Source organism: Erythrobacter rubeus, assembly GCF_014705715.1.
GTDB classification, from domain to species: Bacteria; Pseudomonadota; Alphaproteobacteria; order Sphingomonadales; family Sphingomonadaceae; genus Erythrobacter; species Erythrobacter rubeus.
The window spans coordinates 1359949-1386124 of sequence record NZ_JACXLC010000001.1 but is presented as its reverse complement, the minus strand read 5'-3'; the positions used below and the strand labels follow the sequence as shown (position 1 = coordinate 1386124).

At 59.3% G+C, this 26176-nt stretch carries 32 protein-coding genes; 14 read left to right on the top strand and 18 right to left on the bottom strand.

Annotated elements, in window-relative coordinates:
* Positions 1-29 precede the first annotated feature (29 nt).
* Positions 30-611, bottom strand: a complete 582-nt coding sequence (locus tag IB285_RS06790) for a DUF924 family protein (protein WP_190787466.1) — start codon at positions 609-611, stop codon at positions 30-32.
* Positions 608-2299 (bottom strand): 2-isopropylmalate synthase, encoded by a 1692-nt coding sequence (gene leuA, locus IB285_RS06785; RefSeq protein WP_190787465.1) that lies wholly within the window; start codon positions 2297-2299, stop codon positions 608-610. Before leuA ends, IB285_RS06790 begins: the two co-directional genes overlap by 4 nt.
* 342 nt (positions 2300-2641) lie before the next feature.
* On the opposite strand from leuA, the gene IB285_RS06780 reads away from it, so the two are divergent.
* Positions 2642-3196 carry a YHS domain-containing (seleno)protein gene (locus tag IB285_RS06780; protein WP_190787464.1) on the top strand — a complete coding sequence of 185 codons (555 nt, stop codon included), beginning with the start codon at positions 2642-2644 and terminating at the stop codon, positions 3194-3196.
* Positions 3197-3290: 94 nt separating this feature from the next.
* Here the strand turns inward: IB285_RS06780 and IB285_RS06775 are convergent, their stop codons facing one another.
* The 3 genes from IB285_RS06775 to IB285_RS06765 all read right to left on the bottom strand — a co-directional run bounded on the left by IB285_RS06775 (position 3291) and on the right by IB285_RS06765 (position 5537).
* Positions 3291-3773 (bottom strand): hypothetical protein, encoded by a 483-nt coding sequence (locus tag IB285_RS06775; RefSeq protein ID WP_190787463.1) that lies wholly within the window; start codon positions 3771-3773, stop codon positions 3291-3293.
* Positions 3774-3886: 113 nt separating this feature from the next.
* Positions 3887-4363, bottom strand: coding sequence for a hypothetical protein (locus IB285_RS06770; RefSeq protein ID WP_190787462.1), 477 nt, complete (start codon positions 4361-4363; stop codon positions 3887-3889).
* Positions 4364-4388: 25 nt separating this feature from the next.
* Positions 4389-5537 (bottom strand): alpha-hydroxy acid oxidase, encoded by a 1149-nt coding sequence (locus tag IB285_RS06765; protein ID WP_190787461.1) that lies wholly within the window; start codon positions 5535-5537, stop codon positions 4389-4391.
* 266 nt (positions 5538-5803) lie between these two features.
* On the opposite strand from IB285_RS06765, the gene IB285_RS06760 reads away from it, so the two are divergent.
* Positions 5804-6283: a YHS domain-containing (seleno)protein gene (locus tag IB285_RS06760; RefSeq protein WP_190787460.1), complete on the top strand. Its 480-nt coding sequence runs from the start codon at positions 5804-5806 to the stop codon at positions 6281-6283.
* 212 nt (positions 6284-6495) lie between these two features.
* Positions 6496-6783 carry a hypothetical protein gene (locus tag IB285_RS06755; RefSeq protein WP_190787459.1) on the top strand — a complete coding sequence of 96 codons (288 nt, stop codon included), beginning with the start codon at positions 6496-6498 and terminating at the stop codon, positions 6781-6783.
* A 119-nt stretch (positions 6784-6902) separates the two neighbouring features.
* Here the strand turns inward: IB285_RS06755 and IB285_RS06750 are convergent, their stop codons facing one another.
* The 6 genes from IB285_RS06750 to miaA all read right to left on the bottom strand — a co-directional run bounded on the left by IB285_RS06750 (position 6903) and on the right by miaA (position 12246).
* Positions 6903-7502, bottom strand: coding sequence for a DUF4329 domain-containing protein (locus IB285_RS06750; RefSeq protein WP_190787458.1), 600 nt, complete (start codon positions 7500-7502; stop codon positions 6903-6905).
* 19 nt (positions 7503-7521) lie between these two features.
* Positions 7522-8541, bottom strand: a complete 1020-nt coding sequence (gene ilvC / locus IB285_RS06745) for a ketol-acid reductoisomerase (RefSeq protein ID WP_190787457.1) — start codon at positions 8539-8541, stop codon at positions 7522-7524.
* A gap of 14 nt (positions 8542-8555) precedes the next feature.
* Positions 8556-9071, bottom strand: coding sequence for an acetolactate synthase small subunit (gene ilvN / locus IB285_RS06740; RefSeq protein WP_190787456.1), 516 nt, complete (start codon positions 9069-9071; stop codon positions 8556-8558).
* The gene (locus IB285_RS06735) at positions 9068-9370 is read right to left on the bottom strand and encodes a hypothetical protein (RefSeq protein ID WP_190787455.1); all 303 of its coding nucleotides are present in this window, start codon (positions 9368-9370) and stop codon (positions 9068-9070) included. Before IB285_RS06735 ends, ilvN begins: the two co-directional genes overlap by 4 nt.
* The gene (gene ilvB, locus IB285_RS06730) at positions 9370-11142 is read right to left on the bottom strand and encodes a biosynthetic-type acetolactate synthase large subunit (protein WP_328705866.1); all 1773 of its coding nucleotides are present in this window, start codon (positions 11140-11142) and stop codon (positions 9370-9372) included. The genes IB285_RS06735 and ilvB overlap by 1 nt, the downstream gene beginning before the upstream one ends.
* Positions 11143-11289: 147 nt before the next feature.
* Positions 11290-12246 carry a tRNA (adenosine(37)-N6)-dimethylallyltransferase MiaA gene (gene miaA, locus IB285_RS06725; protein ID WP_190787453.1) on the bottom strand — a complete coding sequence of 319 codons (957 nt, stop codon included), beginning with the start codon at positions 12244-12246 and terminating at the stop codon, positions 11290-11292.
* Between miaA and serB the strand changes: the two genes are divergently transcribed.
* The gene (serB, locus tag IB285_RS06720; RefSeq protein WP_328705865.1) at positions 12239-13123 is read left to right on the top strand and encodes a phosphoserine phosphatase SerB; all 885 of its coding nucleotides are present in this window, start codon (positions 12239-12241) and stop codon (positions 13121-13123) included. The two genes, miaA and serB, sit on opposite strands and share 8 nt — an antisense overlap.
* 114 nt (positions 13124-13237) lie before the next feature.
* A complete protein-coding gene (locus IB285_RS06715) occupies positions 13238-14071 on the top strand; it encodes a Coq4 family protein (protein ID WP_190787452.1) in 834 nt (277 codons plus the stop codon).
* A gap of 26 nt (positions 14072-14097) precedes the next feature.
* Here the strand turns inward: IB285_RS06715 and IB285_RS06710 are convergent, their stop codons facing one another.
* Positions 14098-14784 carry a nitroreductase family protein gene (locus tag IB285_RS06710; protein ID WP_190787451.1) on the bottom strand — a complete coding sequence of 229 codons (687 nt, stop codon included), beginning with the start codon at positions 14782-14784 and terminating at the stop codon, positions 14098-14100.
* Between the two features lie 85 nt (positions 14785-14869).
* Between IB285_RS06710 and IB285_RS06705 the strand changes: the two genes are divergently transcribed.
* Positions 14870-15661, top strand: a complete 792-nt coding sequence (locus IB285_RS06705; RefSeq protein WP_190787450.1) for a Coq4 family protein — start codon at positions 14870-14872, stop codon at positions 15659-15661.
* A gap of 3 nt (positions 15662-15664) precedes the next feature.
* Here IB285_RS06705 and IB285_RS06700 read toward each other — a convergent pair whose 3' ends face one another.
* From IB285_RS06700 to IB285_RS06675, 6 genes are read right to left on the bottom strand one after another with little or no spacing between them, the layout of a single operon-like run.
* Positions 15665-16072 carry a DUF3052 family protein gene (locus IB285_RS06700; protein ID WP_190787449.1) on the bottom strand — a complete coding sequence of 136 codons (408 nt, stop codon included), beginning with the start codon at positions 16070-16072 and terminating at the stop codon, positions 15665-15667.
* A gap of 1 nt (position 16073) precedes the next feature.
* The gene (locus IB285_RS06695) at positions 16074-16379 is read right to left on the bottom strand and encodes a DUF6122 family protein (RefSeq protein ID WP_234033084.1); all 306 of its coding nucleotides are present in this window, start codon (positions 16377-16379) and stop codon (positions 16074-16076) included.
* Between the two features lie 29 nt (positions 16380-16408).
* Entirely contained in the window at positions 16409-16789 is a 381-nt protein-coding gene (locus tag IB285_RS06690) for a GFA family protein (protein ID WP_190787447.1), read from the bottom strand.
* Between the two features lie 41 nt (positions 16790-16830).
* Complete coding sequence (purL, locus tag IB285_RS06685) at positions 16831-19071, bottom strand: phosphoribosylformylglycinamidine synthase subunit PurL (protein WP_190787446.1); 2241 nt, start codon at positions 19069-19071, stop codon at positions 16831-16833.
* 15 nt (positions 19072-19086) lie between these two features.
* Positions 19087-19761: a hypothetical protein gene (locus tag IB285_RS06680; RefSeq protein ID WP_190787445.1), complete on the bottom strand. Its 675-nt coding sequence runs from the start codon at positions 19759-19761 to the stop codon at positions 19087-19089.
* A gap of 24 nt (positions 19762-19785) precedes the next feature.
* Complete coding sequence (locus IB285_RS06675) at positions 19786-20190, bottom strand: DUF2177 family protein (protein WP_190787444.1); 405 nt, start codon at positions 20188-20190, stop codon at positions 19786-19788.
* Positions 20191-20284: 94 nt separating this feature from the next.
* Between IB285_RS06675 and IB285_RS06670 the strand changes: the two genes are divergently transcribed.
* The 8 genes from IB285_RS06670 to IB285_RS06635 all read left to right on the top strand — a co-directional run bounded on the left by IB285_RS06670 (position 20285) and on the right by IB285_RS06635 (position 26047).
* Positions 20285-20554 carry an exodeoxyribonuclease VII small subunit gene (locus IB285_RS06670; protein WP_190787443.1) on the top strand — a complete coding sequence of 90 codons (270 nt, stop codon included), beginning with the start codon at positions 20285-20287 and terminating at the stop codon, positions 20552-20554.
* Between the two features lies 1 nt (position 20555).
* Complete coding sequence (locus tag IB285_RS06665) at positions 20556-21467, top strand: polyprenyl synthetase family protein (protein WP_190787442.1); 912 nt, start codon at positions 20556-20558, stop codon at positions 21465-21467.
* Entirely contained in the window at positions 21464-21919 is a 456-nt protein-coding gene (locus tag IB285_RS06660) for a hypothetical protein (protein ID WP_190787441.1), read from the top strand. Before IB285_RS06665 ends, IB285_RS06660 begins: the two co-directional genes overlap by 4 nt.
* Positions 21916-22428, top strand: a complete 513-nt coding sequence (gene coaD, locus IB285_RS06655) for a pantetheine-phosphate adenylyltransferase (RefSeq protein ID WP_190787440.1) — start codon at positions 21916-21918, stop codon at positions 22426-22428. Before IB285_RS06660 ends, coaD begins: the two co-directional genes overlap by 4 nt.
* Before the next feature lie 108 nt (positions 22429-22536).
* On the top strand, positions 22537-23217 hold the full coding sequence (locus IB285_RS06650; protein WP_190787439.1) for a peptidylprolyl isomerase: 681 nt from the start codon (positions 22537-22539) through the stop codon (positions 23215-23217).
* Positions 23218-23256: 39 nt separating this feature from the next.
* Positions 23257-24294, top strand: a complete 1038-nt coding sequence (gene queA, locus IB285_RS06645; RefSeq protein WP_190787438.1) for a tRNA preQ1(34) S-adenosylmethionine ribosyltransferase-isomerase QueA — start codon at positions 23257-23259, stop codon at positions 24292-24294.
* A 32-nt stretch (positions 24295-24326) separates the two neighbouring features.
* Positions 24327-25280 (top strand): ABC transporter ATP-binding protein, encoded by a 954-nt coding sequence (locus IB285_RS06640; RefSeq protein ID WP_190787437.1) that lies wholly within the window; start codon positions 24327-24329, stop codon positions 25278-25280.
* Positions 25280-26047, top strand: a complete 768-nt coding sequence (locus IB285_RS06635) for an ABC transporter permease (protein WP_190787436.1) — start codon at positions 25280-25282, stop codon at positions 26045-26047. The genes IB285_RS06640 and IB285_RS06635 overlap by 1 nt, the downstream gene beginning before the upstream one ends.
* Positions 26048-26176: the final 129 nt, after the last annotated feature.

Genomic DNA, 26176 nt, shown 5'->3' with positions numbered 1-26176 from the left:
AGGCGGTCGTAGCTCGGATCTTCTGACGATCAGGAGAACGGATTTCCCTCTTCTTCGACAAACTTCCGTTCTGCGTCGGTCGATAACCGTTCCAAAACTTCGTTGCGATATGGGAAGCGGCCGAAGCGCTCGATAATGTCCCGGTGCTTCCGGGCGTAGTCGATCACGTTCGAAGCGGTCCCGGCGAGGGCGGTGAACCTCTCGATTCCGCGCTGCTGCAGCTCTATGTCCTCGGCGTGCATCAGCGGCATATAGAGAAATTGGCGCTCATCCATACCCAGCCGCTCATCCTCGCCGCCGTCCAGAGCCTCGCATACCAAAGCCTGCGCTTTGGTATCCTGCGTGTAGGCGAGGGCGCTGTCGCGGTGGATGTTGCGAGAAAACTGGTCGAGCACGATGATCAGTGCGAGCCTGCCTCGCGGCGTGTCCGCCCAATGATCGAGCGCGCCCGATGCAGCCTTTTCGAGCAGGTCGGCGAAGCGACTTTCGATTTCGCGATCAATTTCCTCAGACGACCCAAACCAGTTTTCCGGCATCAGCTCGATGAACCAGAAATGCAGCACTGCAATCGCTTCATCCGGCACTGACGCGGTGGGCAGGGCGTCGCTCATTCCGCGCTCGGTTCCTCAACCGCGCAATTGGCTGCACTCAGCACGGCGCGGACGCTGGCCGTGGCGACGTCCTCGTCGATCCCGCAGCCCCAAATGGTGCGACCTTCCGGTGTGGTGCATTCGAGATAGGTGGCGGCATTGGCATCGGTGCCTGCGCCTAACGATTGCTGACTGTAATCGACCACCTCGAGTTCGACATCGAAGACGTCGCGCAAGGTCGCCATGACGCTTGAAATGAGGCCGTTGCCGCGTCCGCTGACGCTCTGTTCCTGGCCCTCTACCGCAATTTTCCCGGAAAAAATGCGTGTGCCGTCCGTGGCGCGCGTTTCGTTATAGTCGACAAGTTGAAAATGCTTGTCCGGCGTCTGAACATGGTATGCCGACTTGAACGCTTCCCAAATGTCATCGGCATTGAGCTCGCGTGAGGTCTGGTCTGCAAGTCTCTGGACATGTTTGGAAAAATCGCGCTGCATGGTCTTGGGCAGTTTAAGGCCCTGCTTCTGCTCAAGCACCCAGGCGAAACCGCCCTTGCCGCTTTGCGAATTGACGCGGATGACCGCTTCGTAATCGCGGCCCAGGTCTGCCGGGTCGATGGGGAGGTAAGGTACGCGCCAGATCTCGTCATTCTGCGCATCGTTGGCCTCGAAGCCTTTCTTGATCGCGTCCTGATGCGAGCCGGAGAACGCCGTGTAGACCAGCTCTCCGCCATAGGGATGGCGCTGGTGTACGGGCAGGTCGTTGCAATATTCGACCGTTTCGATGACCCGATCGATGTCGGAGAAATCGAGGCCCGGATCGACACCTTGCGTATACATGTTGAGCGCCATCGTTACGAGGCAGCAATTGCCAGTGCGTTCGCCATTGCCGAACAGGCAACCCTCGACGCGGTCCGCGCCCGCCATCAGCCCCAGCTCCGCCGCTGCGACCCCGGTGCCGCGGTCATTATGCGTGTGGAGCGAGATGACCGCGCTCTGGCGGTTGGGGAGATTCCGGCAGAAATATTCGATCTGGTCGGCATAGATATTGGGCGTCGCCGCCTCGACCGTGGCGGGCAGGTTGAAGATAATCGGATGGTCGGGTGTGGGGGCGAGCACCTCCATGACTGCCTCGCAAACCTCAATCGAGAAATCGAGTTCAGCGGTTGAGAAAGTCTCGGGCGAATACTGGAAGTGCCAGTCGGTGCCTGGGCGCTTTGCAGCCTCGTCGCGCATGACCTTCGCGCCTTGCGAAGCGATCTCGCGCACTTCGTCCTTGCTCATGCGGAAGACGATGTCGCGCCAGGCGGGGCTGACCGCATTGTAGAGGTGCACGATCGCCGCGCGTGCACCTTCGAGGCTTTCGAAGCTGGTGCGGATCAGGTCTTCGCGGCTCTGCGTGAGAACCTGCACGATCACGTCATCGGGGATGGTGCCGGACTCGACGAGGTGCTTGATAAATGTGAATTCGGTCGCACCGGCGCTGGGAAATCCGATCTCGATCTCCTTCACGCCGATTTCGACAAGCAGGTCGAAAAAACGCGCTTTCTTTACGCCGTCCATAGGATCGATAATCGACTGGTTTCCGTCGCGAAGATCGGTGGAGAGCCAGCGCGGTGCTTTTTCGATGATGCGCCCCGGCCATTCGCGATTGGGCAGATCGATCTGACCGAACGAACGATATTTTTCGGATGGGTTTTTGAGCATGGTCATGGTTTACGACTTTTCGCGGTATCAATGAGGAGGTGGCTGCTGCGGTTCCCTTGGATGCGGGGCCGCGCCTATGTCACGCGCAGCCGCTCACGCCCAAGGGCGCGTAAGTCGTAGAAGCAGGCCAGTCCGCGGTGTCATTGTGTCCGTTGTCGCCGATTACTCTCCTGTGTGCAAGCACCAAGGCTCTGCAGGACCATCGACAAAAATTTTGCGAAAATTTTGTGCGCCTGTAACTTCGGGTCGGGCTTGCGCGAACTAGCTCGTGTCGCCAGGCAGAAGGCTATCCGGCATTTGACGAAGAGTTCTAACGAATACCAAGACGAATTTTAGGAGGAATACCCCATGAAGAAGTCAATTTTTGCAATCGCACTGCTCGCCACTGCCGCAGCGTGCAGCGCACCGGCGAGCGAAACCGCCGACGCCGAAACAACAGCCGCTGTCGAAGCACCGGCAGAAGCAGCTCTGTTCGCTGACCTCGGCGGTGAGCCCGCAGGACCGGTCTACACGCAGTCGAAGGGTGACACGCTCGCCGTTCGTGGCTTCGATGTCGTAAGCTACTTCACCGGCGACGGCGTTCCTGTCGAAGGTTCGGAAGAGTACACCGTGCGTTACAACGGCTACGACTACCAGTTCGCGAGCGAAGATAATGCCAACACCTTCATCGAAGATCCGGCCAAATATGCGCCTGCTTATGGTGGTTATTGCGCATGGGCAATTGGCGCGAACGATGCTCTGGCACCAGGTGATCCGGAAGTTTACGAAATCGTCGACGGCACGCTCTACCTGAACTTCAACGAAGATGTTCAAGACCGTTGGGAAGCCGATATTCCGGGTTTCATCGCTTCGGGTGATGAAAACTACCCGACGCACTCGCCTGACGAGCATTTCCAGGACTAATCAACCCAGCAGCCCCGACTGGGTCGCATGTGAGGCCCCTGTTAGCGCCCCTAACGCTAACAGGGGCCTTCATTTGTGCGGAGGATGCATCCAGTCAGCCGCAGCGCGCGTCTCTGATGATGCCTTCAGGGTCCAGCATCAGGTTGAGGCGCGGGCTGCCCGCGTCGGGCGTGATGTAAGGCTCACCGGGTTCCACAAACCGGATCTCTTCGGTTTGGCTCGCGACGCTCGCGATTTCAGCGCGAACTGCGATGTCGGCGCTGACCCCGATGAAGGGCTGCATCAAATTTGCGCCGCATGTCTCTGATGCGGGATCGCTAACGGTGCCGGGAGTGAACACGACTGGAGCGGCGACCTCGTTCAGCGGGGGCGCGACAGTTGGAGTGGTTTCGGCTGGGCTCGTAGTTACTTCAGGATCGACGACTTCCTCACGCGCGCCAATGGTTTGACCGCTGCCATTGATTCTTGCTGCAAAGTCATTTGCCGCGTCTGTTGAGCCGGGTACGTTGCTCGCCTCGTTGCAGGCCGGCAATGCGACCGAACCAGCGGCAAGCAAGAAAATATGTCGTACTCTCATGACCCGTCCTGTCTTATGCAAAGCAGAACGCCTGTAAAGCGCTAGCGAGGTTTCGCTTTTGTGACGGGGTCGTTCGACGACTCTACCACAAGGGATGGCCTAATGCTCGTCTATCAATAACAATCGATCTTTTCGATCAGGCCATCCGCATCAATGATCACGTTCATGCGTGTCGGATTCAAATCGTCGGTCACAGCCGTCATGTGCGGTATCCAGCGGAAATCAGACACGGCGAGGCGCGGCAGGAGGCTGCGCAATTCGGGGGTCGCTTCAAGTCCCACATATTGCTGCACGCGATCGGCGCCGCATCGTTCAGGCACAACCCCAAGGCAATTGCTGCCCGCCGGGCGGCGGATGTCGGGGTTAACGCCGGGGCAAGGGGGAAGATCGCCCGGTTCCGATCCAGGAGGAAATGAGGGTAAGGGCGGGGGATCATCCGACGGGAGCGAAGGCCCTGTAGTCGTTGCGGTGACCGGCGATGCGGTAGATGAAGCCGATTCGCTCGGCGAGCTGTTATCCGTGCCTTGGGCGCAGGCCGAAAGCAGCATGGCCACGCCGATGGTGCTTAGCTTGTAAGCTGTTGGTTTCATGAACCTCTGCTTGTCTCGGGCTGTCTTAACGCCGCCTGAGGCGCTCGCCTGTCAGCTGGTCCACCCGTGTCACTCCCATCAGACGCATCCCGCGCTCGATTTCGTCCTGGAGAATTGAAAGTGCGCGCTCGACGCCATCCTGACCGGCCGCGGCCAGCGCATAGAGGTAAAGTCGGCCACCCGATGCCGCAGTTGCGCCTCTCGCGATCGCCTTCAGAACGTGGGTGCCGCGCCGCACGCCGCCATCGCAGATGATTTCGATCTCTCCGCCGACCGCATCGACGATCTCGGGCAGTTGATCGAACGGAGCGCGGCTACCATCGAGCTGCCTTCCACCATGGTTGGAGATCATGATTGCGTCCGCCCCGATCTCCACAGCCCGGCGAGCATCATTTGCGCTCATCACGCCTTTCAAAACGAAAGTGCCGCCCCATTGTTCGCGGATCGCGGAGGCGGTGGACCAATCCATCGACGTGTCGAGCATGGTGTTGAAATACTCAGCGATACTCACCGCCTTGCTTGATCCCTCGCTCACATGCGTATCGAGATTGGGCAGGCGGAATTTCTCACGCAGCAGATAATCGAGCGTCCAGCGTGGCTTCGTAGCATAGCTCCAAACGCTGGCGGGTGTGAAACGGGGAGGGGTGGTGAAGCCGCTGCGCAGGCATCGCTCCCGCTTTCCCGAGACGATCGTGTCCACCGTCAACGCGAGGGCATCGAAACCCGATGCCTGGCACCGCTCGATCATATGGGTGTTCAGTCCGGCGTCTTTGTGCACGTAGAGCTGGAACAGCTTGGGCCCGCTGGTGAGAGCTGCGATTTCCTCGATGCTGCGGGTGGCGAGCGAGGAAATCCCGAACCATAGTCCAAATTTATCCGCAGCTTTCGCCACTGCGGTTTCGCCCTGCCAATGAAATGCGCGTTGGACCGCCGTGGGCGAGAGCATCAGTGGCAGCGCGCTTTTCCGTCCAAGGATCGTGCAGGACGGATCGATCTCTTCGACTCCGGCAAGTACATCCGGCACGAGATCGCAGGTTTCGTAAGCGGAGGTGTTGCGGGCCTTGGTCAGCTCATCGTCGGCCGCCCCATCGATGTAATCAAACACAGGGAAGGGCAAGCGAGCCTTCGCCAGCGCCCGGAAATCCTCGATATTATGGCAATCGGAAAGGCGCATTTGATCCTCAGTAAGGCGTCGACGCTCCCTTGGCCGATTGCGCCGAACGTGTCGAGAGCGGCGCAGATGATCATTAGAACGAGTTTTTTTGAAATTTTTTTGAGCGGGTGTCACCAATCACTTGGTCGCCGCGAACTCCATGATGTGCGCAGCCATTCGGCGGCTCTCAGGCCCCAAGCCAGTTCCCCTGCTGGTTGACCCCTGATGACCCCACTGAGCGCCGATCGAATGGCTGTCGCACGAACTGGATATTCTGGAGACCACAAATGACATTCCGAACCCTCATGATTGCTGCTGCCGCGCTTGCCGCGCCGATCGCGGTGATCGCGCCTGCTCATGCCGATGGCGGCGTGTTCGTCGGCGTCGAAGGCAGCAACATCGCTGTCAGCGGCTACGACACGGTCAGCTACTTTCAAGGTGACGGCGTTCCTGTAAAGGGCAGCGCTGATTACAAGGTAAATCACAACGGAGCTGTCTGGTATTTTGCCAACCAAGCGAATGCCGATGCCTTCAAGGCAAACCCTGCCGCTTATGCCCCGAAGTATGGTGGCCACTGCGCTTGGGCAATGAGCCGCGGAGCGCTCGCACCGGGTGACCCCACGCTGTACAAGATTGTCGACGGCGACCTCTATCTGAATTTCAACCCTAACGTTCAGAAGACGTGGCTTGCGGATATCGATGGCTTCATCGCGAAGTCCGATCCGGCATGGACGAAGATCCCGGACGGGAAAAAGTTCGGCGACTAACCCTCTGAAGTCTTTTCGAGTTTGAGCGCCCCGGCCCTCCCTGACCCCCTCAAAAGCTGGGGCGCTCAATACCTTCGATCAGACTCGCATTTCACAACGATATCTGAACGCCTGAAAGGAAATTCCAATGTCTAAGCCAATGAACCTGACCAAGATGCTTATGGTTGCCGGCGGCCTCGCTGTTGCATCCACCGCAGTTCCTAGTGCCGCTGGTGCACAAAGCGCGTGCTGCGCTGCTTCGGCTTGTGCCGGTGCAGCTTGCGCATCGGCGTGCTGCGCCGCTGGCTGCTGTGCCGCATCTGCCTGCGCCTCGGCATGCTGTGCTGCTGCCTGCTGCGCAGCGGCCGATTGCTCGGCTGCCGGTTGTGCAGCTGATGCCTGCGCAGCGGGCGCATGTGCAGCCGGTGCTTGCTCGGCGAGTGCTTGCGAAGCTGGAGCTTGCGCACCGAAAGCCTGACGGTGCGCCACTTGAGGTGTGGCCGGGATATACTTCCTCCTAGGTGTTCCGGTCACACCTTTTTAGACTAAGCCGGACCATTTATCGGTCCATCCTATTAGGAGGAAATCGCGGCCCGCAGAGCGAAAGCTTTTGCGGGCCGTTCGCCATTTGCGCGCATGTTCAGCAATACGCTGGCGTGCTGCGATACCGCGCCTGAAGCCGTTTCAAATCGTATTGCTCCGCTGGCGCGTGAGCGGGGCAGGGCTCGTAACTCGGGTCCATCTTCAGGCAGCCTTCGCCGCAGATCAGGTTTGCAGTTTGCGACTGCCAATCGATTCTCCAGAATCTGCCGCCTGGAGTTGCGAGATAGCCGTCCATGCGGCTCGCGATATCGCTTTGCAGATCCTGCAGCGAGGGAGCCTCGTCATCGTATTTCAGACTCGCACCGCCGTGCGTGTGGAAGCTGGCGACCGGGGTCACTCCCAATCGACCGCGAAAGTTATACTGGCAGCTGGCAATGTCCCCCTCGCTTACGGACATGGTGGACAGCTCGCCGCGCTCGTCTTCTACGATTACGCCGCAGAATTCGCGTCCCTCACTGAAGGATCGCCGTTGGAGATCGTTCAATTGTTGACGGGCATAGGTCTGCACGTCCGCACGCGCCGCCGTCACCTCGCGCGGTTCGTATGCGGGCTCGCGATTGGCGGCCCGCACAACGATCAGCGCCCAGACAACCGCACAGGCGAGCAGGATCAAAGTGTTGTTACGGGTGATCGACATTCCACCCGCATAAGTGGGATCAGTTTTTCGATTTGTCGACCAGCTTGTTGGCGCTGATCCAGGGCATCATCGCGCGCAGTTCGGCCCCGGTTTTCTCGATCGGATGCGCTTCAGCAGTCTTTCGGCTCGCCTTCAGCTCGGGCTGCCCGGCGCGGTTATCGAGGACAAAGTCCTTGACGAAGCGACCCGACTGGATGTCGGCGAGCACCCGTTTCATCTCCGCCTTCGTTTCATCGGTGATTATGCGCGGGCCCGTTTTGATGTCACCATATTCGGCGGTGTTCGAGATCGAATAGCGCATGTTCGCGATGCCGCCTTCGTAAAGCAGGTCGACGATCAGCTTGGTTTCGTGGAGGCACTCGAAATAAGCCATCTCCGGCGCATAGCCCGCCTCGGTCAATGTTTCGAAACCCGCCTGGATCAAGTGCGTGATCCCGCCGCACAGCACGGCCTGCTCGCCGAACAAATCGGTTTCGCATTCCTCGCGGAAATTGGTCTCGATGATACCCGAGCGACCGCCGCCGACGCCGCTTGCATAGGCCAGCGCGATGTCGTGCGCGCTTCCGCTCGAATCCTGGTGGATCGCGATCAGGCAAGGAACGCCGCCGCCGCGCTGATATTCGCTGCGCACCGTGTGCCCCGGCCCCTTTGGCGCAATCATGATGACATCGATATCGGCTTGCGGCTCGATCAGCCCGAAATGGATGTTCAGGCCGTGCGCAAAGGCGATCGCGCTGCCCGGCTTCATATTTCCGGCCAGATCGTTTTCCCAGATCGCGGCCTGATGCTCGTCCGGTGCGAGGATCATGAGGATGTCCGCCCATTTCGCAGCTTCGGTGTTCGACAAAACCTTGAAGCCTGCGTCTTCGGCCTTCTTCGCGGTTTTCGAGCCTTCGCGCAGCGCAATCGCGACTTCCTCGACCCCGCTATCGCGCAGGTTCTGAGCGTGCGCGTGGCCTTGCGATCCATAGCCGAGAACGGCGATCTTCTTCGTTTTGATCAGGCCCAGATCGGCATCGGCGTCGTAATAGACTTTCATTTTTTGTATTCTCCTTAAGCGCCTGTCGCGCCGCGTATCATTCCCACGACCCCCGAACGGCCAACCTCGACAAGTCCGAGGTTGCGCATCAGGGCGATAAAACTGTCGATCTTGTCAGGCGCGCCAGTCAGCTCGAAGACGAAGCTTTCAGTCGTGGTATCGACCACGCTGGCGCGAAAAATATCGGCTACGCGAAGCGCCTCGACCCGTTTGTCGCCCGTTCCCGCAACCTTGATCAGAGCCAGCTCACGTTCAACGTGGGGGCCGGCCGTGGTGAGGTCGCTGACGCCATGGACCGGAACCAGCCTTTCCAGCTGCGCTTCGATCTGGTCGATCACTTCGGGCGGTCCATTGGTGACCACGGTGATCCGGCTGATGGCGTGATCGTCCGAGATATCCGCGACCGTGAGGCTGTCGATATTGTATCCGCGCGCGGTGAACAGGCCCGTGATCTTCGCCAGAATGCCCGGTTCGTTGTCGACCGTCACGTTGAGCACGTGGCGCTCAGAGGCGGCGCTTTTGATTTTCATGTGTTGCGGCCTTCCCAAACCGGCTCGAAAATTCGATTGCTCGTCGCGAATTCAGTCAGAAACTGGCGGCCACGTCTTACCGCTTCAAAATTGTCCGTTTGGTAAGATAAGTCCAATATCGGATCGATCAGCAGCATCCAATTCCCATCTGGGAGCTGTTCAGCAACGTCCATGCCCAAGAACTTGTGGCCGCTGGCTTCGCACCAATCGAGCACCGCCTCGGCATCGTCCTTTGTGAAGAACCGACGTCTAACCGCGCGGTCTGCCAGCGCGAGGGGCAAAGGAACTCGACCTCCCATCAAACCAACGCCTTCGCTTCGTCATCCATCGTTCCCTCGACCTGATCGCCATAGAGGAGCATTTCGGTGTGCGCTGCGCCGGAGGGGATCATCGGCAGGCAATTGGCGTCCTGCGCAACGCAGCAATCGACGATCACCGGGCCGTCATGGGCAAGCATCGCCTCGATGCCGGCATCAAGCTCGTCATTCCCCTGAATACGGATGCCTTTCCAGCCATATGCTTCAGCCAAGGCGACGAAATCGGGCAGGCTGTCCGAATAGGAATTCGAATATCGGCTTTCATAGGTAAGCTCCTGCCATTGGCGGACCATGCCCATATATTCGTTATTGAGGATGAACACCTTGATCGGGAGGCGGTACTGGCTCGCCGTGCCGAGCTCCTGGATGTTCATCTGGATCGAGGCTTCGCCCGCAATATCGATGACAAGCGCATCGGGGTGGCCAAGCTGCGCGCCGATCGCTGCAGGCATGCCGTAACCCATCGTGCCGAGCCCGCCGCTGGTGAGCCATTTGTTCGGCTTGTCGAAGCCGAAATATTGCGCCGCCCACATCTGGTGCTGGCCGACTTCGGTCGTGATGATCGGAGAGCGCTCATGCGTGAGGGCATAGAGCCGCTCCACAGCCTTTTGCGGCATGATCGCCTGCGGGTTCTTCTTCGACTTGTCAGGATAGGCGAGACATTCGCGCGCGCGCCAACCGGCAATCCGCGCTTTCCATTCCCCGAGGTCCTGAGCACGCCTGTCGCCCCAGGCTTCGATCATCTGACCGAGAACGGTGGCGCAATCGCCAACGATGCCGAGATCGACGGGCACATTCTTGTTGATCGAGGATCGATCGATATCGATGTGGATCTTTTTGCTGTCCGGCGAAAACGCATCGAGCCTGCCGGTGACACGGTCATCGAAACGTGCGCCGATGCAAACCATCACGTCGCAGCGGTTCATTGCCATGTTTGCTTCGAATGTGCCGTGCATCCCTAGCATTCCAAGCCAGTCCGGATGCGTGTTCGGGAAACAGCCGAGACCCATCAGCGTCGAGGTTACCGGCGCGCCGGTGATATCCTGAAATCTGCGCAGCAGTTCGGACGCCTCGGGGCCGGAATTGATCACGCCCCCGCCAGTGTAGAGCACAGGGCGTTCCGCCTGTTCGATCATTTCGATCGCTTCGATGATCTGTTCGGGCGAGGCGGCCATTTGCGGCGCGTAGCGGTGCGATGCAGTCAGTTTCGACGCGCGGCTCATCGAAGGGACCGCGATCTGCACATCTTTCGGGATGTCGACGACGACAGGACCCGGGCGGCCAGTCGATGCGATGCGGAACGCCTCTTCGATCGTCGCGGCGAGGTCCGCCGGATCTTTCACAAGGTAATTATGCTTGGTGCAATGACGCGTGATGCCGACCGTGTCGGCTTCCTGGAATGCGTCGGTTCCGATCAGGGCGGTGGGCACCTGCCCGGTGATCACCACCATCGGGATCGAGTCCATGAACGCATCGGCAATGCCGGTGACCGCGTTGGTCGCGCCTGGACCTGATGTAACGAGCACGACGCCCGGTTTTCCGGTCGCGCGAGCGTATCCTTCCGCGGCATGGGCTGCGCCTGCTTCGTGACGGACGAGAATATGACGCAAGCCTTCATGGCCGAAAAGCTCGTCGTAGATGGGAAGCACCGCACCGCCGGGGTAGCCGAACACGAATTCGACGCCCTGTTCGACAAGGCATTGAGTCAGGATGGCGGCGCCGGTCTGTTTTTCCGGTTTTGGCTGCTCTGACACGGATAATTCTCTCACTTTACTGTCACCGCGGAACTGGGTTTGTTCGAATGTTCGCCAGTGTTTTACCAAAAGATGAGGCCCGGCGCAGGGGGGATGCGTCGGGCCAGAATGTGCACCGCTATTCATTATATTCTAACGTGTCAACGCTTATTCACGTAATAATGATGCGAAAAAACTCTTTATATCGATATTTTCAGATTCAATCTTGGTCCATTCGGGCGGTGTTTGACGCCTGAACCACGTAAATTGTCGCTTGGCATAATTCCGCGTGGCTTGCGCGCCGCGCGAAATCAGCTCTTCGCGATTGATTTCTTCCGCCAGAAACGCAGCGATTTCCGGTACGCCGATGGCCCTCATGACAGGAAGATCAGGCGAGAGACCGCGTTTCAGCAATGCTTCGACCTCGGCAACCGCGCCATCTTTGAGCATTGCCTCGAAACGCTGGTCGCAGCGATCGTAGACCCATTGACGCTCGGGCAGGATCACTGCGGCATGCAGGTCGATATGATCGCCGATCCCGCCAGTTTTCGCGAGTTGCCAATCGCCCAGGGTAACGCCCGTCGACCGCTTCACCTCCAGTGCGCGCGCAATCCTCTGACTGTCACCCGGTTCGAGCTCACTCGCACGCTGCGGATCTTCGATCATGAGCGCGGCATAGGCGCTTTGCGTGTCGAGCGAGCGGGTGACCTCCCGGATTTCAGGATCGATCGCAGGGATCGGCGCAATCCCCTCCAGGAGGACTTTCATATACATTCCCGTGCCACCGACCAGCACGGGCAGAGCGCCCGCCTTATGTGCATCGGCGATCGCCTGCTTCGCGCGCCGCGCCCAATCGGTGGCTGAGCAGCTGTCTGCGCCATCCCACTCGCCGTAAAGGCGATGCGGACATACCTTCTGTTCCTTCTCGCTCGGCGCGGCCGAGAGGATCGGGATATCCTTATAGACCTGCATGCTGTCGGCATTGATGATCCAGGTGTCGAGTTTCACCTTCGCGCGTGCTTCCGCAAGCTCGAGAGCAATTGCGCTCTTGCCGGTGGCGGTTGGCCCTGCGATGAGCGCGAGCCGATCCTGAGACGACGATTTCGGAGTTTTCTTTGTGCTCATTGCCCGCCTGATAGCAGACACGGCCGATCTTGAAACACGGCTTGATGCCGCCGCCGATGCTTTCGCAAAAGACGGAATGCCGCTTGCTTCGGCCGTGATGCTCGATTTCTGCGGCGATGTGCTCCAGCTGAGCTTTGCTGACGGCGATACCGAACGGGCGCTCGCTGGCATAGACAAGTTCTTCGCGCCCACAGACGCGTTGGTCAGCGACGGAGAAATTGCCGTCCCGCACCTTTTCATCTCCGACATGGATTCGACCATGATCGGTCAGGAATGCATCGATGAGCTTGCCGATTATGCTGGGCTCAAGCCAGAGATAGCCGCAATTACAGAGCGCGCGATGCAGGGCGAACTCGACTTCGAAGCAGCCTTGCGTGAACGGGTCGCTCTGCTTGCCGGGCTTGACGAGAGTGCGATCCGCCAATGCCTCGACGAGCGGATTGGCGCCAACGCTGGGGCGCGGACGCTCACGGCCACGCTCGCGGCACTGGGTGCGCGGTGCGTTCTGGTAACCGGTGGATTCCATCATTTTGCCGATCCCGTCGGCGAAAGCCTTGGCTTTCACCGCATTGTCGGCAATCGCCTGGATGTCGCTGACGGACAGCTGACCGGACGGCTCGTGGGCGAAATTACTGATTCAGCAACGAAGAAGGCCGTGCTTTCAGAGGAAGTCGGTGAGTTGGGGCAGGGCGCTCTCAGCCTGGCCACTGGTGACGGTGCCAATGACATTCCCATGATCGATGCGGCGACATACGGGTTCGCATATCGCGCCAAACCGAAGGCGCGCGATGCGGCGAATGGTCGGATTGATCGTGGCGATCTTACCGCCATTCTTTCGCTGCTCGGCATTCCGAACAAGGACTGGGTAAGAGGCTGAGGCGATGGAATTCAAAAAAAGCGTTTTGATCGGGAACTGAAATCTGTTATTAACATTGATGTAAGTAAGGACTGTCATACAGTCCTGCACACGCATCAAAGAGGCCAACCCAAAATGTCCGCCCCCGATTACACCGCCCAATTCTCAGAAGATGGAACGGTTCTGCGTCATCCCGAACGCCCAGAGCCGCGCTATTCCCTTCCGCGCGCGATCAAGAATTTCCGCCTGCTTATGAAGGACAAGGAAGACACTAGCCTGGTCTTCAAGATCTACGAATCGCTCCCGTCGAGCAATTTCATGCCGCGCGTCCGTGACCTCACCTTGTCGGAACGCGGCGAGCATCTGCGCCGGACCGAACCGAGCCTGCCCGAGATCCTCGACGACCATGCAGAGCTTCGTAAGACACCCAAGGGCAGCCTTGCGCATGCCTATTGCGATTTCATGGAGAGCGAAGGCCTTTCGGCGGCCGGCCTCGTGGCCGAAGCAGACAAACTTGGCCGTCCGAAATACGACGACCTCGTGCAGTGGTTCGCCGATCGCTCGCGCGATACGCATGACCTTTTCCACGTACTCACGGGCTATGGCCGCGATGCGCTGGGCGAACAATGCGTCTTGCTCTTCACCCACGGCCAGTCTCCGACGCAGGGGCACTTGCTCATCGGCTTTGCAGGTGCTGCCAATATCAAGATGCAGGTCAAGGGCAGCAAGGCTCCCGTAATGGGTGCAGTGATGCAGGCCAAGCAAACCGGCAAGGGCGCGGCGCGCCTGATCGAGCAACCGATCCGCGAGCTTCTGAAATTGCAGATCGAAGATGTGCGTCAGGCGCTGAATATCCCACAACCGACCAAGTATCGTGAGTGCCACAAAATCTGGCAGGCTGAGGGCATTGACCCGTACAACCTGCTCGGCAGCGAAAACACGCAGAGCGAAGAGCTCGCCTCAGCCTAGTTCCGCTCATGGGAGCTCAAAAGCCGCTAGAGCCAGCTTGCAATCTGGCTCAGCGGCTTTTTCTTTAGCGCGTGCGCAGGCACGGTTGCATCCTTGGTCGGGCGGCCGACGACCACGATCATCAGGGGTTTCTCCCACTCGGGTCTTTCGCAAGCCTCTCGCAGGAACCCCATCGGGGAGGGCGTGTGGGTCAGCGTCGCCAACCCCGCCTCATGCAAAGTCGCAATGAGCATTCCGCAGGCGATCCCGACGCTTTCGTTGACGTAGTAATTCTGCGTCGTGCCATCTTCGTCGATGCCGCCCTTTCGCTGGGCGAACACGACAACCAGATAGGGCGCGGTTTCGAGGAAAGGCTTGTCCTCGTCGGTGCCAAGATCCTTTAGCGCGCCAAGCCATTCCTCGCTCGCTTTCGGGTCATCGCCATCGGCGCCATAGAAGCGGCGCTCCTCCGCCTCTGCGGCCTCTCGGATCGCACGCTTTTTCTCCGGCGAAGACACGACCGCGAAATGCCACGGCTGATGGTTGGCACCATTCGGAGCCGATCCTGCCGCCTCGATTGCTGCCTCGATCACTTCGCGCGGGACCGGTTCATCGCTGAAATACCGGCATGTCCGGCGTGCCTTCAACCGATCGCGGAGGCTTCGCGCACGCGATATCGCCTCGTCATCGGGCAGGGTGTCCAGGGAATACGGAACGGTATCGTGACTGCGCATAACGCCCCCTATTGATCGTCTTGGCACAATTGTGAAGTGGACTGTTAACTGACATCGCTGTAAGTAAGTTCATGAGGAGGGCATCATGGCCTTGATCGATCTGCCAATCGTTGCACCCGAGCGAACCATTTCAGGCTTCCAGCCGCGCAAAGTGCTGCACCACTTCAGCAAGCTTGTGGAAGACAAGGAGGACACCGAGCAGGTGTTCCACATTATCGAGGCGACCAAGGGCAAGCGCAGCCATAAGCAGGCAGCTGATTTCATCCAGTCCGATGAAGGCAGGCGCTTTTTGCGCGGCGAGGTCGATATTCCCGCGATGCTCGATGACCATGCGCGCTGGTCGGACCTTCCCGAAAACAGCGTCGCACAAAACTACATCCGCTTCATGAAACGCGAAGGCCTTAGTGCCGCCGGACTGGTCGCGGAAAGCCACAAATGGGCGCCGCCTGGAAATCTCCCGAACGACCTGACACAGTGGTACTTCGACCGCCTGCGGGACACGCACGATCTCTTCCACGTCCTGACCGGCTACGGCCGAGATGCGCTGGGCGAGGCCAGTCTGCTTGGCTTCTCCTATTCCCAGAACAAGAACGCCGGCGTGCTCTTCATCGCCTATGCAGGGGCGCGCCAGATCAAGAAGGTGACGCGCAGCGCAGCCCCGCTGTTCTCATCCGTGCGCGAGGGCCAGCGTCTGGCCAAGGCAGCTGCCAAGATTGCGCATCAGGATATCGAGGCGCTGATGCGTGAGGACATCGATGCAGCGCGCGAACGGCTGCGCATCGGAAAGCCAAGTGTCTATCGCGCATGTCTGCGCATTCTCGAAAGCGAAGGGCAGACGGCAGAAGACCTTGCCCTATCGGAGCAGCGGGCGGCTTGAACCTTACCCATCGGCCTTCCGGACTACGAATTTGAGGCCCGACCATACCTCGTCCACTGCGCATTTCTTGGTGTCGACAAGGCCCGCTTCGAGCCCTGCCTGACGCACGTCATGCTCGCTTATTTCTGTTTCGACACCCGATGTCTTTTTGGGCCAGCTGACCCAAAGCTGACCATCCTTGTCCATGGTCCGGCGTAGATCGTTGACCTTGCTGATCAGGCTCGCTTCGGACCTCACGAATATATGAGCACCGTCGAAACCGAGATCGGGGCTTTCCTGTTCGGACAGGGTGAGGTCGAACTTGTCTATCTCTTTCCGGATATTACCGGGCATGCCGTCGAACCAGACGCGCATTCCATCCTTCAGAGTCAGTTTCTTGGCTAGCGGTGTGCCCGAATATCCTGCGGTCATGTCACAAAGTCTGCATGACGCAGTCTCCGTAGTCCACCGCGAGATGCCAGATTGCGCCGAGCCCAAAAGCGCGGATCGACCAATGCGGCATCGCGAGCATCACGGCGTATACAAGCGCGGCTTCCCAACCGTGCAGGAGGTGGAAACCGATCGAGCAGCGATCGGGATTGAAGATCGGGTCGGCTAGGAAGTGATCGAGATCGATCAGGTTTGCCGCGGCAATCATGGCTCCTGTGCGAAGCCAATTATCACGCCAGAGCAGCCATCCGATTGCGAAGGGAGCCAGCCAGTGGCCGCTATAATGCAAGAGTGGTTGGATAATTTCCAAAGCGGCGATCAAGAAATAGCCTTGAGGCTCACCGGCATCCAATTGGCCGCCCGGCGCTCAACGCGGTTCTGAAGCTCCTCTCCATCGTAATTCACGTCCTGTGCCTGGGCGGGCCAATCCTGATGAGCCTCCAGACAATTGAGGTTGAATACGCCGATCGTCTTGCCATCGCTTTTACAGATGGCAGCGACGACAACCCCGCAGCGTGGGCAGATGAGGAAATCCGCGGTCTCGCTACCAAAGCGGTAGCGGGTGGGTTCGACCGCATAGTTGACTGCCAGCTGTCCCGTGCGGTCCGAAAACCAGTTGGGTCGATGCTTGAGGCAGAAATCGCACCCACAGACGCGCGGGGCGATCTCATCTTCGGCAAACTGCGTCGTAAGCAGCACCCGGTTGGCGCCACAATGGCAAGATCCGGAGTGCTGGTAGGTCACCCCTCCATCCATTCGCGGAAGAAGCTTTCATGCGCCGCCTTCATCTCGGTTAGTGAGACGCCAAGGAGGCTCTCGCCGCCAACGGTTCCGATGCGGTGGAAGCCGACCATCTCCGCTTCGGGCGTTTCCGGGCCCTCGGCGACGATGCGGTTGAAAGCTTCGGCCTTCTCCGGCGACACGGTGAGGACGTAGCGCGCCTGATCTTCGCCGAACCACCATTGCGCCGCGGTGTAGGCGTCATGCGCTTGCGTCTCTGCACCGATGCCGCCAGCCATCGCCATCTCGGCCAGAGCAATGGCAAGGCCGCCATCAGAGATGTCGTGGACGGCGGAAAGCAAGTCTTCCTCGATCAGGCGGCGGATGATCTGGCCTGCGCCGCGCTCGGCAGCGAGATCGACAGGCGGCGCGCGACCTTCATCGCGGCCATGTACGATGTTCAGCCATTGCGATTTGCCGAGATGCGAGCGGGTCGGGTCAGGCTTGGCCCAGAATTCAGGCGCGATCATGTAGATGGCGTCTCCTGCGTTCTTGAAAGCCATCGTCGCCATTTTCGACGAATCTTCGATGATGCCAACGCCGCCGATCGCAGGTGTGGGGAGGATCGCAGAGCCTCCGCCGGTCGCCTTGCTTTCGTTATAGAGCGAGACGTTTCCACTCACGATCGGGAAGTTGAGCGCGCGGCACGCATCGCCCATGCCTTCCAAGGCATGGACGAATTGGCTCATAATCTCGGGCCGCTGGGGATTTGCGAAATTGAGGCAGTTGGTCACCGCCAGCGGTCTCGCGCCCACCGCGCACAGGTTGCGATATGCCTCGGCGATGGCCTGCTTGCCGCCCTCGTAAGGGTCTGCGTACACATAGCGCGGCGTGCAGTCAGTGCTGATTGCGAGCGCCTTATCCGTCCCGTGGACACGCACAACGCCTGCATCGCCGCCGGTTTGCAGCGTATCGCCCATCACCTGGCTGTCGTACTGCTCGGCAATCCAGTGGCGCGAAGCGAGGGCAGGGGAGGCCAGCATCGTTAGCACGTCCGTGCCCGGATCATTCGTATCGGGCGCCCCCTGCATGGGCGTGACGCCTGCCCACTTAGCGTATTCGCTTTTGGAGAGGTACGGGCGGTCATATTCAGGCGCATCGGCGGCCAGCGGGCCGAGCGGGATATCGCAAACGACCTCGCCGCCGAATTCGAGCACCATGTGCTGGGTATCGGTGACTTCTCCGATCACCGCGAAGTCGAGCTCCCATTTCTCGAAGATCGCCGCAGCCATTTCTTCCTTGCCTGGCTTCAGTACCATGAGCATCCGCTCCTGGCTTTCCGACAGCATCATCTCGTAAGGCGTCATGCCCTCTTCGCGGCAGGGCACCTTGTCCATGTCGAGCCGGATGCCGGCCTTGCCGTTGGTTGCCATTTCGACGCTGGAGGAGGTGAGGCCCGCTGCGCCCATGTCCTGGATAGCGACGATGGCGTCGGTTGCCATCAGCTCAAGGCATGCCTCGATCAGCAGCTTTTCGGTGAACGGGTCGCCGACCTGCACAGTTGGGCGCTTGGCCTCGGCATCTTCCTCAAAGTCCGCGCTCGCCATGGTTGCGCCATGGATACCGTCGCGCCCGGTCTTGGAGCCGACATAAACGATCGGGTTTCCGACGCCGGTGGCGGCGGAGTAGAATATCTTGTCCGCGTCGGCGACGCCGACAGTCATCGCGTTGACGAGGATATTGCCGTCATAGGCTGAGTGGAAATTGGTTTCACCGCCCACGGTCGGAACGCCGACGCAATTGCCATATCCGCCAATCCCAGCGACGACACCCTGAACGAGGTGCTTCATCTTGGGATGGTCGGGACGGCCAAAGCGCAGCGCGTTCATGTTCGCCACCGGACGCGCTCCCATGGTGAAAACGTCGCGAAGGATGCCGCCAACGCCTGTCGCCGCGCCTTGGTAGGGTTCGATATAGGAGGGGTGGTTGTGGCTCTCCATCTTGAAGATCGCGGCCTGACCATCTCCGATGTCAATCACACCCGCGTTCTCACCCGGGCCGCAGATTACCCAGGGTGCTTCGGTCGGCAATTTCTTCAGGTGAAGGCGGCTCGATTTATAGCTGCAATGCTCGGACCACATGACCGAGAAGATGCCGAGCTCGACAAGATTCGGTTCGCGCCCGAGCCCCGCGAGTACGCGCTCGTATTCTTCGGGTGAGAGACCATGCTGTTCGACGATGTCAGGGGTAATTTCGCTCATGCGCGCCCCTGTAATTCAGACGCCGGTTGTCGCCAACCCGCCTCGTCTCACGAAATAGCGATTCTCCCCGACCCACCACGCGAAAGCCGTTGCAACTCCGAAAGCGAGGAGCGCCTGCAGGTAAAGCATCGGGCCTGCAGAGGCTGGATGAGGTCCGAACCAGTTGATTGCTTGAAAGGCGCCAAGCACCAATAGCAGAATGAGCGGCGGCCCGATCGGTCCGCGCGTTCGTTTCAGGTAGAATACGAATGCCGCCAGCGTGATGCCTGCCTCAAGCGGGATGGCGGCAAATGGATAGTTCCACAGGCCGAGTCCATACGTTTCCTCGCCCCCTGCGATCGTCATGTCCGGTCGGTGCGTTATCCAGTCAAGCAACCAATGCGACATGACGACAAGGCCCGCAAGCAGGCCGCCGATCAGGTTGCGATTGAGGATCAGGACGACTCCGGCCATGGCGACCGCCCATATCCCGGTGCCTAGCAATGAGTGCGTATAGGGCATGTGATACAAATCGAACGGCACCATGACGGTCGCATCTGGGTCGACACGCATGCGCTCAATTCCGAACAGGGCGAGCGCGAAGAAGCCCCAATCGACGAGCTGCGCCGCAATGAAGTACGTTGCCAGTTTAGGCCCGCTTGGGCTGATGGCGGCTGCGGCAAAGGCCGGCGCCCAGTGTCCAACAAACATGGTCTTGCCCCCTCGATACGGTCGTCAAGACGTGAAGCGCAAAGTCGCCCAGGTTGCAACGGCACTTGTCGTGCCGGTGGCGAATGCTCCCCACATGATGTCCAGCACCGAAATCTTTGTGGCCCAGACCTTGAAGACCGCCTGGCTCGTCAGATCGAATGTCGCGTAGCAAAGCGCACCCAGCAAAGCGCCGTTGAGCAGCGCTGTTGCGACCGAACCGGTTTCGAGGCCAGGCTTGATCGCGAACCAGACCATGCCTGCAAGGTAAATGAGGTAAAACGCGCCCGCCGCCCCGACGTTGAAATCCTTCGCCATGATCTCGCCAATTACGGGGCGGTAAAGGTTGGGTCCGGCCCAGCGCAGCCACAGCGAGTCGAGTATGCCGAACACGATTGCCGCGCAGACATAGGCGATGATGAATTTGGTCATGTGTGCGTTCCCTGTTGCACCCGCTTTAATTCAGGCGGTATTTGTATCTGGCCAGCCTTGACCAGGCAGTCTGGCACGGTCAATGCTCCAGCGCATGGACGAGGGAAATGGTTCCGCACCGAATGCGGATGACATCGCGGCAATGAGTTTCGAACAGGCGCTCGGCGCGCTTGAAAACATCGTGCAGCAGCTGGAGCGCGGCGATGTTCCGCTCGATGAATCGATTACGCTTTATGAGCGCGGTGAGCAGTTGCGGGCCGCCTGTCAGAAACGGCTCGATAGTGCGCAAGCCCGCATTGAAAAAATCGTGACCGGGGCAGATGGCAAGCCTAGTGGAACTGCGCCGCTGGACGGGACCGACTGAAATGACGGTCGTAGGTATTGAAGGCGTGCTCAGCAGTGGACTGAAGCGGGTTCAGGCCGAGATCGATTCGGTTTTCGATGCGTTTCTGCCGGTGCCGAACGATACGCGAGCCAGGCTGGTTGAAGCGATGCGATACGCGACGATCGGCGGCGGAAAGCGGGTGCGCCCCCTGCTGGTTGTCAGCACGGCTGAGCTCTACGGCGTTGACCGTACCGCGGCGCTGCGCGCAGGCGCTGCAGTTGAAGCTATCCATGCCTATTCCCTCATCCACGATGATCTTCCCTGCATGGATGATGATGATCTGCGCCACGGAAAGCCGACCTTGCACAAGACTTTCGATGAGGCGACGGCGGTGCTGGCGGGGGACGCATTGCACGCGCTGGCGTTCGAGATCCTGGCGGATACCGAAACAAGCAGCGATCCGTTCGTGCGCAGCGAGCTGATAGCAACGCTCGGAACGGCGAGCGGCATGAACGGGATGGCGGGCGGACAGATCATGGATATGGTCGCCGATGAAGAGGGCGTCGAATACGACCTCCATTCCATCACGCGCTTGCAGCAGCTGAAAACGGGCGCACTGCTCGCCGCTTCGGTCGAGATGGGCGCTATACTGGGCAAAGTTCCGCCCGAAGGCCGCGCGCATCTTCGGGCCTATTCACGCGATATCGGTCTCGCATTTCAGATTGCCGACGACCTTCTCGATGTTACCGGGGATCAGGAGAAGGCGGGCAAGGCTCTGCGCAAGGACGATGAACAGGGCAAGCAAACGTTCGTGACGCTGATGGGAGTCGACAAGGCCCGCGAGCAGGCACGGGTACTCGTCGACCAAGCCGTTGGTCATCTGGCCAATCATGGCGCGGAAGCTGACCTGCTGCGGGAGCTTGCGCGGTTTATTGTGGAGCGTGATCGATGAGGATTTCTGCTTTTCCGCTTACGCTGGTCTGCGCTTCTCTCGCTGCCTGCTCGGCCCAGCCTGAGCCTTCCGGCCAGAGTGACGCGTCAGCCGAAATGGTTTCTCATGAGGGGCACCACATGGGGCCTTCCGAAGAGGCAGCCCGCGAAAAGCGGCAGATGGTGGCTGAGTTCGTCGACCGTTTCGAAGCGCAGCAATGTGAGGATTCGGAGCTTATCGGAACAATGCGACGCCGAGAGGCGGACGGTTCCGGCCTTTATATTCGCGCCTATCAGTCACCTGTTGGATGCGCAGAGGATATGCCAGCGGTGCTCAAATCCCTGGGCTTCTCGCAGACCGAAGATGGTCGGTTTGTAAGCGAGGACGGCGAGGGAAGCTCCGAGGCGGTCCTGATCAGGATCGCGGACGATGGTTCTGCGGCCGGCATCGAGTGGGAGGTCGATCAGCAATGACACAGCGCGTAGGCATCTACCCGGGCACTTTCGATCCGATCACACTGGGTCACGCGGATATCATCCGCCGCGGCGCAAAGCTTGTCGACAAGCTGATCCTTGGGGTCACCACCAACCCTTCGAAAAATCCGATGTTCTCGACCGAAGAGCGTTTTGCGATGGTGCAGCGGGAGGTGGAGAATCTCGGTCTCGATAACGTCGAAGTCGTGGGCTTCAACGCACTCCTCGTGAAATTCGCGCAGAAACAGGGCGCGACCGTCATCATCAGAGGGCTCCGCGCTGTCGCCGATTTCGAGTACGAATACCAGATGGCGGGCATGAATCAGCAGCTTGATGATGATATCGAAACGATCTTTCTGATGGCAGACGTTTCCCTGCAACCCATCGCATCGAAATTGGTAAAGGAAATCGCGCTCTACGGCGGTGACATCACACCTTTTGTGAGCAAACCCGTGTGCGATGAAGTGATTGCAAGGGTAGAAAAACTGGGACGGAAGGGTGATTACTGACCGCGCTTCGACACCTTCGCACCTGTCGATTGGCGCGCTTCGTTCATTGAAGTGTCAGCCCCGTACAGCTAAATGTCGCGTCATACCCACAGCATTATGAAGAACCCCATGATCAAGAAAACACTTGGCACGCTTGCCGCACTTTCACTGTTTGCCGTTCCCTCGGCAACTTTTGCGCAAGATGAAGAAGCGGTGGAAGCGCCTTCGCGCAGCTTCGTCCCTGTGAATTTCGATGAAACCGAAGACCTTGAAAATGTCTGGGTGCTCGACCTTTCTACGGGCGAGCGCGTGTCGATCCGGCTTATGCCGGAATGGGCCCCCGAACATGTCGAGCGGATCAAGACGCTCACCCGTCAGGGATTTTATGACGGGATCATCTTCCACCGCGTCATCGACGGCTTCATGGCGCAGGGCGGGGATCCGACCGGCACTGGTCAGGGCGGCAGTGAGCTTCCCGACCTGAAAGCAGAATTCAACCCGATGCCGCATGTTCGCGGTACGGTATCGATGGCGCGAGCTTCGGAGGAAGACAGCGCCAACAGCCAGTTCTTCATCGTGTTCTATCCGCGCTTCAGCCTCGACAAACGTTATACCAATCTTGGCCGCGTGATCGACAACATGGCCGCTGTGGATGATATCAATCGCGGCGAGCCACCGCAGGATCCGACACGTATCCTCCAGGCCTCGATCGCCAGCGACAATAAAGCCCCGCCGGTCATCGCGCCTCCTGCTCCCCCGGAACAGGATATCACGGCCGATCTGCTGAGCGCTCCGATCGAAGCGCAGTAAGGCTTTCGCAGAGCCGAGACACACGCTAGGCGCGCGCCCATGCGTGTTGATCTCTTCGATTTCGAACTTCCGCAGGACCGGATAGCGCTTCGCCCAGTGCGACCGCGCGATGCGGCGCGCATGTTGCTGGTGCGCGGCGCTCAGGCGCCATTCGAAGATCGCGGGGTGCGCGATCTACCGGACTTGCTCGAACCGGGCGACGTGCTCGTTTTCAACGACACCCGCGTCATTCCCGCTCAGCTCGAAGGGCGTCGCGCCAAAGGCGAGGCAAGGATCGGCGCGACCTTGCACAAGCGCATGGATTTGCGCCGCTGGCAGGCATTCGTTCGCAATGCAAAACGGATAAAGGTGCAAGACCAGCTGGTCTTCGGCGGCGGCGTGACCGCGATCGCCGAAGAGCGTCACGCCGACGGTAGCATCACGCTTTTTTTCGAAGGGGAAGAGCCGGTCGAAGTTCTGCTCGATCGCGCAGGAACGATGCCGCTCCCACCCTACATCGCGCAAAAGCGCGGCGTGGATGAACAGGATATCACCGATTACCAGACCATGTTTGCGAGAGAGGATGGTGCCGTAGCCGCGCCGACTGCATCGCTGCACTTCACGCAAAAGCTTATCGATGCAATTGATGCGAAGGGGATCAAGCGCGAGACACTGACGCTGCACGTAGGCGCAGGCACGTTCTTGCCAGTAAAGGCAGACGATACCGATGATCACGCCATGCATTCGGAATTCGGGCGCATTACACAAGCAACCGCCGACCGCCTCAACCAAGCGCGGGAGGCAGGCGGGAGGATCGTCGCGGTCGGCACCACTGCGCTGCGATTGTTGGAAAGCGCCGGCGATGCGAATGGAAAAATTCGCGAATTCGCAGGTGACACAGACATTTTCATCACGCCGGGCTACACTTTCAATGGTGTCGACGGGCTGATGACCAATTTCCACCTGCCGAAATCGACACTGATGATGCTGGTTAGCGCTCTGATGGGGCGCGAGCGGATGATGGCAGCGTACGCGCACGCCATCGCCAACAATTATCGTTTCTACTCCTATGGAGATTCTTCGCTGCTCCTTCCCTAGCGCGCGCTTGCATTCCCGCTCGCCTGTGCCAAATGGCGGAAGTGACCGACGAAGCGATCCTCGACATTTCCGGCCTTAGCAAGGTCTACAAAGGCGGCGTCAGAGCGCTGGACAATGTCGATCTGACCATCCGAAAAGGCGAAATCTTTGCGCTGCTCGGCCCGAATGGCGCCGGCAAGACCACCTTGATCGGAGCGGTGTGTGGTCTGGTCCGGCCAACGAGCGGGAAAGTGACGGCGTTTGGCGAGGACCTCGCGCACAATTGGCGAGAGGCGAGGGGGCGGATCGGCCTCGTCCCGCAGGAACTCAGCACTGACATGTTCGAAACCGTGCACCGCGCGGTCAGCTATTCCCGCGGTCTGTTCGGCTTTCCGCCTGACAAGGCCCGTATCGAGGAAGTGCTGCGCAGCCTCACGCTCTGGGACAAGCGCGACAGCCAGATCCGCGAACTGTCGGGCGGAATGAAGCGGCGCGTGCTGATTGCGAAAGCGCTCGCGCATGAGCCGGATCTTCTATTCCTCGACGAACCCACAGCCGGTGTCGATGTCGAACTGCGCAAGGATATGTGGAAGCAGATTGCAGCCCTGCGCGAGCGCGGTACGACGATCATCCTGACCACGCATTACATCGAAGAGGCCGAAGAAATGGCCGACCGTGTCGGTGTCATCCGCAAGGGACAGATCCTGATGGTGGACGACAAGGACGCGATGATGCAGCGGATGGGCCGAACCGAAGCGGTCATCGCGCTCAGCGAGCCTTTGCGCGAACTGCCCCCGAGTATCGCGACATTCCCGGTCGAGCTTCGCGCCGACGGGATGGAGCTTTGCTACCGCGGCGGGGATGGCAGCGGGAAGGGGCGCGAGGATGTTGCGGCGCTTACCAAGGCGCTGATCATCAGCGGAATCGATTATCGCGGCATCGATATCCATGACAGCTCGCTCGAAGACATTTTTGTCGGCCTCGTATCCGAAACGGAGGAAGCGTAATGGGCTTCAACCTCCGAGGGGCGTGGTCGATCTATCAGCGCGAACTGATGCGAGCATTTCGCACCGCATTTCAGTCGGTCATAGCCCCTGTGCTTACGACTTCGCTCTATTTCATCGTTTTCGGCTCTGCCATCGGCAGCAGGATGGAGCCGATCCAGAGCATCGAGTACGCGGCGTTCATCATTCCCGGCCTGTTGATGCTGACATTGCTTGGGGAAACGACCAGCAATTCGAGTTTCGGCATTTATATGCCCCGCTTCACCGGCACGATTTACGAACTTTTGTCCGCGCCCGTCGGGGTGGCAGAGACGCTTGTCGGTTTCGTCGGCGCCGCGGCCACGAAAAGCTTGATCCTCGCGGCAATCATCCTCGCCACGGCGACACTGTTCGTCGATTACGAGATCAAATATCCATTGCTCGCGATCGGATTCATAGTTCTTGTCGCGGCGAGTTTTTCGCTGTTCGGGTTTATCCTCGGCATCTGGGCCGACAGCTTCGAAAAGCTCGGAATCATCCCGGTGTTGATCCTGACGCCGCTGACTTTTCTGGGCGGGACTTTCTATTCGCTCGATATGCTCCCTGACCCGTGGGACAAGATCGCGCTGGCCAACCCGATCGCATTTCTCGTCAGCGGGCTACGCTGGACCTTTTACGGGACGTCGGATGTGTCGATCGGCATATCGCTTGGCTTAACCCTCGGTTTCCTCGCGGTTTGTACGGCCATCATCGCGTTCATCTTCAAGACCGGTTGGCGGCTAAGAGAATAGTGTGCGTTCGTTGGGCTGATCATGGCATCGGTCGGGCCGTAATGGTCGCTGGTCGATCACAGCAAATCTGACGGATTCATTCAGGCAATCGACAGAGCCGCGAAGGCAATTCTTCCCCGTCCCCCTAAC